Source organism: Bradyrhizobium genomosp. I (2014), from assembly GCF_000261685.1.
Classification (GTDB): domain Bacteria; phylum Pseudomonadota; class Alphaproteobacteria; order Rhizobiales; family Xanthobacteraceae; genus Bradyrhizobium.
This window is the reverse complement of record NZ_AJQE01000442.1, coordinates 1-6,656: the sequence shown is the minus strand read 5'-3', so window position 1 is coordinate 6,656 and position 6,656 is coordinate 1. Positions and strand designations below refer to the sequence as shown.

Sequence of the window (6,656 nt, the reverse complement as noted above, 5' to 3'; positions counted from 1 at the left end):
ATCAAATGGGAGAAAAGCTCCGCTTACAATTTTTGCTCGTTCAGACCGACACAAATTGCTCAAAGATTCGTGGAGAGAAAAGCAGATGAGCGATGAGCCCGACCTCGAGAGCAGAGTCGTTGCAGCGATACGACACTATCGTGCGGCGCTCGACGTGGCGGAAAACCTGGAACGAGAGGACGCGTGCGCGCATCGAGCGCTGACGAGCACCCTGCTCGATTTGGAGCGTGCCCTGCGAGGCGAAGCGGCCCCGCATCTCAACAACAACCTGTTTGAGACCGGCTCCACGGCGGTTGCACGGTCGGATAAAACATGGGCCGACCTGGTCGAGGCGACTGCGAGATTGGATTCGGCCCGTCGAACCTTAGCTGCTCTGGAACGGCAGTTGGGATATCTTCCAAAAGTCTCGAGGGGAGCGGATCACAAGTGAGGTTAGATAAGAGTCTCGCACGATCGGAAGGTTTCCCGACCATTTCAGAGCGACGGCGGCAACGCTCTGACGGGCTCGTGTCCCAGCCAAAATCCCGCGCCCAAAACAGACCTCTCTGCGTCCTCGTGTTTGGGACCGCCGAGGTACAGCGCGCGAATCGGGACCTTGCTGGATCCCAACCTTCCAACTTTCCCGCCGCCTCGCCGCGTCCTCCTATGCAGGAATAGACCTCGACGCACTGGCTCGATCGTCCTGTCGAGCGTGCACAGTTTCTGATGACGCTGACCAGCGCGAGTCCTGGTTGAGTTTCTTCTGCTTGTGACTCGGCGTGGAAACGGCATTGCAGCCTCTTCGATCTTCGGCGCGGCTGCGATCATGTGATCAAGCTCTAAAAAGTGGTTCGACGACAGGCAGGCGCTTGAGGCCAGCGTCAACGTTGTCGGAAAAGTGGAAGCCGTGCCGGCTCACACCGTAATCAAAACAGACGTCAAGCGCCAATCCAAGGGCCAGAGCTGCGCTTACGATCAACGTCGAACCGATGCGTTCGAACCACCAATCTCATTGGTGGCGCCTGCTCCGGTGCGATCGATGACCCAGGCCACCATGTAGCCCTTGGCCTGCTCGGTCTGCACCTGCCGGAGGGCCTCAGAGTAGGTTAGTAAGGGCTCTTGCGCCGGGTAGACGGCGCGGTCGGTCGGGGTGACAAAGTGATGGCAGCACACGCGATAGTCTTTAGCCTCGAACATCGGAATCCTCCTCTCGCCTCAGGTTGCGCGGCCATACGCGCTTTCAGATACTGCCCTACCACAGAGAATGCGGCCTTTAAGAGGCCGCGCGCTTCTTCAACACCCCATAAGGTTGGTCGGGCTGCCAGACGCAGGTCGGCGATGTCCGACCACATCGCGCGCTTGATTCTCTGCAGCAGCACCGGCAAAGAAGTGCCCGGGTGTCATTCCATAATTCACCCGTGTCCGGACTTCGATTTCCCGTTCGTCCGCAATTGCTCCGTCGATCGCTCAACGGCTGCACCGATGTCACCTAGTCAGCTTTCAAACCTTGCTGAGGCTGCTGGATCGACAATGCTTGGACCGAGCTCCGGCGCGATTCAGTGAGCTTCTCGATCAGTTCAGACTGCGGTCTCGGTTTTGCCGCGAGACGGTGGGGTTCAAATCGGGCCGTGGAGCCTCCACATCATCGCCACAGTCCGAAGACACCCGCCTGGTGCAATTGATGTAGCGAGAGAATGAATCGTTTGGCCCTGATCGATTCATAGAAAGCATTGGACCTCGCTTCCACAGGAAGCGAGAATCCATGCATGCCGAACCTTAAGCTAGGGCCGCTTCACCTTCGCCGCATCGACACCACCCGCAACATGCGGCGGTTTTACTTGCTTTCGATCCAACCGACCTTGTTCGGCGGGGTCTCGCTGATCCGCGACTGGGGCCGGATCGGCACGACCGGCCAGACGATGGTGCAGACTTTCGATGCCAGCGCTGAAGCGGGCGAAGCATTCGGACGGCTGGAGCGCGCCAAGCGCAGGCGCGGATACACCTCTGCTGAGGAGAGAGTCTGAGGTTTCGTCAATTTCCCGGGGATTACGGATCCACTTACGATGCCTGGAACGTGAAGTGACAGAAACCGTTGAGCCTGACGGGACGATTTGAAACGCTTCATGATCCGCCGCGTTGCCGCGTCGGCTGATGAGAATTCTCAGCCCGATTGTTGAGAGCTCTGTGCTGGCGATGTTCGACGAAAAAGCCCATCTTCGCCCTCGCAGCGCCGTGCGAACGCATGTCCGTGATCATCACGCGCGGCCGCGTGCCGGCGGATTTCAAGAGCTTCTTCATGAGACGCTGGGAAACCGGAAGTACAACCAAACGGCATAGCTGATCACTTCCGATGGGAAGCGATGGCGGCGATAAAGAGGGTCCCGGGCGGTCGGCATGCCGGTCGTCTACCCCTCGGCCGCTCCAATTCGTTAACTTGACGGTACCCGCTGCTCGTCGACAGCGATGGCACGATCATCGCGGGCGAAGGCCGATACCTGGCCGCGCGAAAGCTCGGTCTCCTCGAGGCGCCGGTCAGCTGACCGGTCTTTCCGAAGCGCAGCGTCGCGCGCTCGCCCTTGCCGACAACCGCATCGCGCTGTCGGTGGTCCGGCGGCTCGTCGGATACGGGCGCTTCGACGGGGGCGAGACGGCCCGCGTGATGGCACGTCTCTACGCCGCGGCGCGCCTGCTGGTGAACTTCTTCCAGCCGTCATTCAAGCTCAAAGAGAAGCGCCGCGAGGGTCCGCCCACGGCGACATCAACCCCTGAGTCGCGCTTGCAGTGCCTGCCGATTGGCAACGACGTTGCTGAGGTTCAGCTGGTCTGGCTCCCGTCCTTGCGCCAATTGCCTAACCAGCTCCCGCGTGCCGTCCACGACAAAGACGCCGCAATCATAAGTGTTCTGCTGCTGGGCCATGCCGGCGGGCTGCAGGGCGAGGTTCAGCCTTTCTGCGAGTTGTCTTGCATGCGTCTCGTTGTATCTCCCGTAGGAATCGTAGTGATAGGCGACAGGCCGTTGCCGGTTGCTGCGATCAACGAACAGCAGCGACCAATGCCTGCCGCGGTCCGTAGCACTGGCATCGTTCACTGGCAGCAACAGGAAGTCGGCTGTATCGTTATCACGCCGATCATGGACGATGCGATGGAATACGCGTAGCACGTCGCTCTCCGCGCCCAGGCGCAGCCGCAGCGCTTCGAGGGGATCTACGAACCGCGTCCGGGCGGCGAGATCCGAATCGCTCCTCTGCAAATCCAGCTCCTGAAGCTGGTAATCCCTGAGGATATGCTCGTCGCCCAGCCATTCCGTGTCCTCGAGCACCAGCCCGCGGTTGTGGGACAAGGCTATCGGATTCAACGCCCCGATCTGAGCATCGGAGGAGGTGATCGGAAACCGCCGCACGATATCGTCGCGCAATGGGGACGGTGCGGGCGCGGTCAGATCAACCAATGGAAGACCGTCGTAGGTGTCTGAACGAGCCCTGGCAGAAGGCGCTGGCGCAAAGTGAGCACTGTCATCCAACTCGGCCGCATCCGGATCAAGCAGTGCCCCAAACCCACGATAGAGATCCTGAGCCCTGGCAGTTGATGGTGATGCCGGTTCTTGCATCTGCCGCGCAAGCTCCTCGCTCAACCACGCCAAAGCGTCATCGTCCGAGTGGGCGGACACCGGAGAAAGCCCCTGCGGCGAGCCGAGCTGTTGAGCGCCCTGGTGATGCCCCGGTACCGGGCCGGCAAACGGCGGCGGAAAGCCAGGCGCCCGGCTCCAAGCATTGTCGCGCAACTCAAATGATGTGGGCGAATTCGGATTAAACGATACCTCAAGACCGCCGTAGGTGTCTGAGCAAGCCCTGGCAGAAGGCGCTGGCGCAAAGTGAGCACTGTCATCCAACTCGGCCACATCCGGATCAAGGAGTGCCTCAAATCCACGATAGAGATCCTGAGCCCTGGCAGTTGATGGTGATGCCGGTTCTTGCATCTGCCGCGCAAGCTCCTCGCTCAACCACGCCAAAGCGTCATCGTCCGAGTGGGCGGACACCGGAGAAAGCCCCTGCGGCGAGCCGAGCTGTTGAGCGCCCTGGTGATGCCCCGGTACTGGCCCGGCAAACAGCGGCCGAAAGTCAGGCGCCGGGGCCCAAGCATTGTCACGCAACTCGAATGGTGTGCGCGGATTCGGATTAACCGCTGCCTCAAGACCGGCGTAGGTGTCTGAGCGAGCCCTGGCAGCAGGCGCTGGCGCAAAGTGAGCACTGTCATCCAACTCGGCCACATCCGGATCAAGGAGTGCCTCAAATCCACGATAGAGATCCTGAGCCCTGGCAGTTGATGGTGATGCCGGTTCTTGCATCTGCCGCGCAAGCTCCTCGCTCAACCACGCCAAAGCGTCATCGTCCGAGTGGGCGGACACCGGAGAAAGCCCCTGCGGCGAGCCGAGCTGTTGAGCGCCCTGGTGATGCCCCGGTACTGGCCCGGCAAACAGCGGCCGAAAGTCAGGCGCCGGGGCCCAAGCATTGTCACGCAACTCGAATGGTGTGCGCGGATTCGGATTAACCGCTGCCTCAAGACCGGCGTAGGTGTCTGAGCGAGCCCTGGCAGCAGGCGCTGGCGCAAAGTGAGCACTGTCATCCAACTCGGCCACATCCGGATCAAGGAGTGCCTCAAATCCACGATAGAGATCCTGAGCCCTGGCAGTTGATGGTGATGCCGGTTCTTGCATCTGCCGCGCAAGCTCCTCGCTCAACCACGCCAAAGCGTCATCGTCCGAGTGGGCGGACACCGGAGAAAGCCCCTGCGGCGAGCCGAGCTGTTGAGCGCCCTGGTGATGCCCCGGTACCGGGCCGGCAAACGGCGGCGGAAAGCCAGGCGCCCGGCTCCAAGCATTGTCGCGCAACTCAAATGATGTGGGCGAATTCGGATTAAACGATACCTCAAGACCGCCGTAGGTGTCTGAGCAAGCCCTGGCAGAAGGCGCTGGCGCAAAGTGAGCACTGTCATCCAACTCGGCCACATCCGGATCAAGGAGTGCCTCAAATCCACGATAGAGATCCTGAGCCCTGGCAGTTGATGGTGATGCCGGTTCTTGCATCTGCCGCGCAAGCTCCTCGCTCAACCACGCCAAAGCGTCATCGTCCGAGTGGGCGGACACCGGAGAAAGCCCCTGCGGCGAGCCGAGCTGTTGAGCGCCCTGGTGATGCCCCGGTACTGGCCCGGCAAACAGCGGCCGAAAGTCAGGCGCCGGGGCCCAAGCATTGTCACGCAACTCGAATGGTGTGCGCGGATTCGGATTAACCGCTGCCTCAAGACCGGCGTAGGTGTCTGAGCGAGCCCTGGCAGCAGGCGCTGGCGCAAAGTGAGCACTGTCATCCAACTCGGCCACATCCGGATCAAGGAGTGCCTCAAATCCACGATAGAGATCCTGAGCCCTGGCAGTTGATGGTGATGCCGGTTCTTGCATCTGCCGCGCAAGCTCCTCGCTCAACCACGCCAAAGCGTCATCGTCCGAGTGGGCGGACACCGGAGAAAGCCCCTGCGGCGAGCCGAGCTGTTGAGCGCCCTGGTGATGCCCCGGTACTGGCCCGGCAAACAGCGGCCGAAAGTCAGGCGCCGGGGCCCAAGCATTGTCACGCAACTCGAATGGTGTGCGCGGATTCGGATTAACCGCTGCCTCAAGACCGGCGTAGGTGTCTGAGCGAGCCCTGGCAGCAGGCGCTGGCGCAAAGTGAGCACTGTCATCCAACTCGGCCACATCCGGATCAAGGAGTGCCTCAAATCCACGATAGAGATCCTGAGCCCTGGCAGTTGATGGTGATGCCGGTTCTTGCATCTGCCGCGCAAGCTCCTCGCTCAACCACGCCAAAGCGTCATCGTCCGAGTGGGCGGACACCGGAGAAAGCCCCTGCGGCGAGCCGAGCTGTTGAGCGCCCTGGTGATGCCCCGGTACCGGGCCGGCAAACGGCGGCGGAAAGCCAGGCGCCGGGCTCCAAGCATTGTCACGCAACTCAAATGATGCGGGCGAATTCGGATTAAACGACACCTCAATACCGCCGTAGGTATTTGAGCGAGCCCTGGCAGAGTGCGTTGGCGCTGCTTCCACGGTCGGCCGGGCAGGTTCCTGCCCAGCTTGGACTATGTCCTGCGCCTGCTCAGGAGGAACCTCGGGCCACGATGGGCCGTCTTCCACCATTAAGCGCAGATCCTGATCGTAACCTTCCGGGAGGACCAATGGCCGACTGACAGCTCGCTGCCGCGCGCTGTGCTGCGCAGCGGCGCCCCCGACGTACATCGCGACCGCATGCGGCGCCGTGACATCTTCGTAGCCGCTCCGCAGCAGCATCGGCTGCGTCTCCCATGACGACGTACCCTGTTGATGGGTAGGCGCCGGTGTCGGCTGGCCGCCTGAATTGGCGATCTCGCTCAGCTGCCGCTCGCCGGCAACGCCTTGCGGATTGTTTAGGGTCCTCTGCCTCTTCGCTGGCCTCAACTCAGCTGTGTCATGCTCATCGTTGATGAGGACCTCCTCGCTTGGCAGGCGGTTGCTCCTGGCAAGCGCAGCCATCGGCTCGTCCGGGGACTGCTGGCGGTCGGGCTCTCCGGGATCCGGTGCCTGGTCATGGCGCGCGGCTGGCTCGAGAGATGACGACGAGCGGGGTTCGTCCATCAGCCCCAAAAGCAAATCCTGA

At 61.5% G+C, this 6,656-nt stretch carries 4 protein-coding genes and 1 pseudogene; 2 read left to right on the top strand and 3 right to left on the bottom strand.

Annotated elements, in window-relative coordinates; genetic code table 11:
• The coding region (locus tag IC50_RS37555; protein ID WP_244429725.1) for a hypothetical protein at window positions 1-430 on the top strand (430 nt) is incomplete at its 5' end.
• Between the two features lie 524 nt (window positions 431-954).
• Here IC50_RS37555 and IC50_RS37550 read toward each other — a convergent pair.
• Window positions 955-1,176 carry a hypothetical protein gene (locus IC50_RS37550; protein WP_014497999.1) on the bottom strand — a complete coding sequence of 74 codons (222 nt, stop codon included), beginning with the start codon at window positions 1,174-1,176 and terminating at the stop codon, window positions 955-957.
• A gap of 569 nt (window positions 1,177-1,745) precedes the next feature.
• Here IC50_RS37550 and IC50_RS37545 point away from each other — a divergent pair.
• Window positions 1,746-2,003 carry a WGR domain-containing protein gene (locus IC50_RS37545; RefSeq protein ID WP_011084508.1) on the top strand — a complete coding sequence of 86 codons (258 nt, stop codon included), beginning with the start codon at window positions 1,746-1,748 and terminating at the stop codon, window positions 2,001-2,003.
• Window positions 2,004-2,053: 50 nt separating this feature from the next.
• On the opposite strand, the pseudogene IC50_RS37540 reads toward IC50_RS37545, so the two are convergent.
• Window positions 2,054-2,375: pseudogene (locus IC50_RS37540) on the bottom strand (DDE-type integrase/transposase/recombinase); the annotation flags it as partial.
• A 362-nt stretch (window positions 2,376-2,737) separates the two neighbouring features.
• On the bottom strand, window positions 2,738-6,656 hold a 3,919-nt coding region (locus tag IC50_RS43620; RefSeq protein ID WP_244429724.1), incomplete at its 5' end, for a Ulp1 family isopeptidase.

Bases quoted from the DNA above. Each gene is read 5' to 3' on its own strand.
- IC50_RS37545 (WP_011084508.1), top strand. From the start codon at position 1,746: ATGCCGAACCTTAAGCTAGGGCCGCTTCACCTTCGCCGCATCGACACC.
- IC50_RS37550 (WP_014497999.1), bottom strand. From the start codon at position 1,176: ATGTTCGAGGCTAAAGACTATCGCGTGTGCTGCCATCACTTTGTCACC.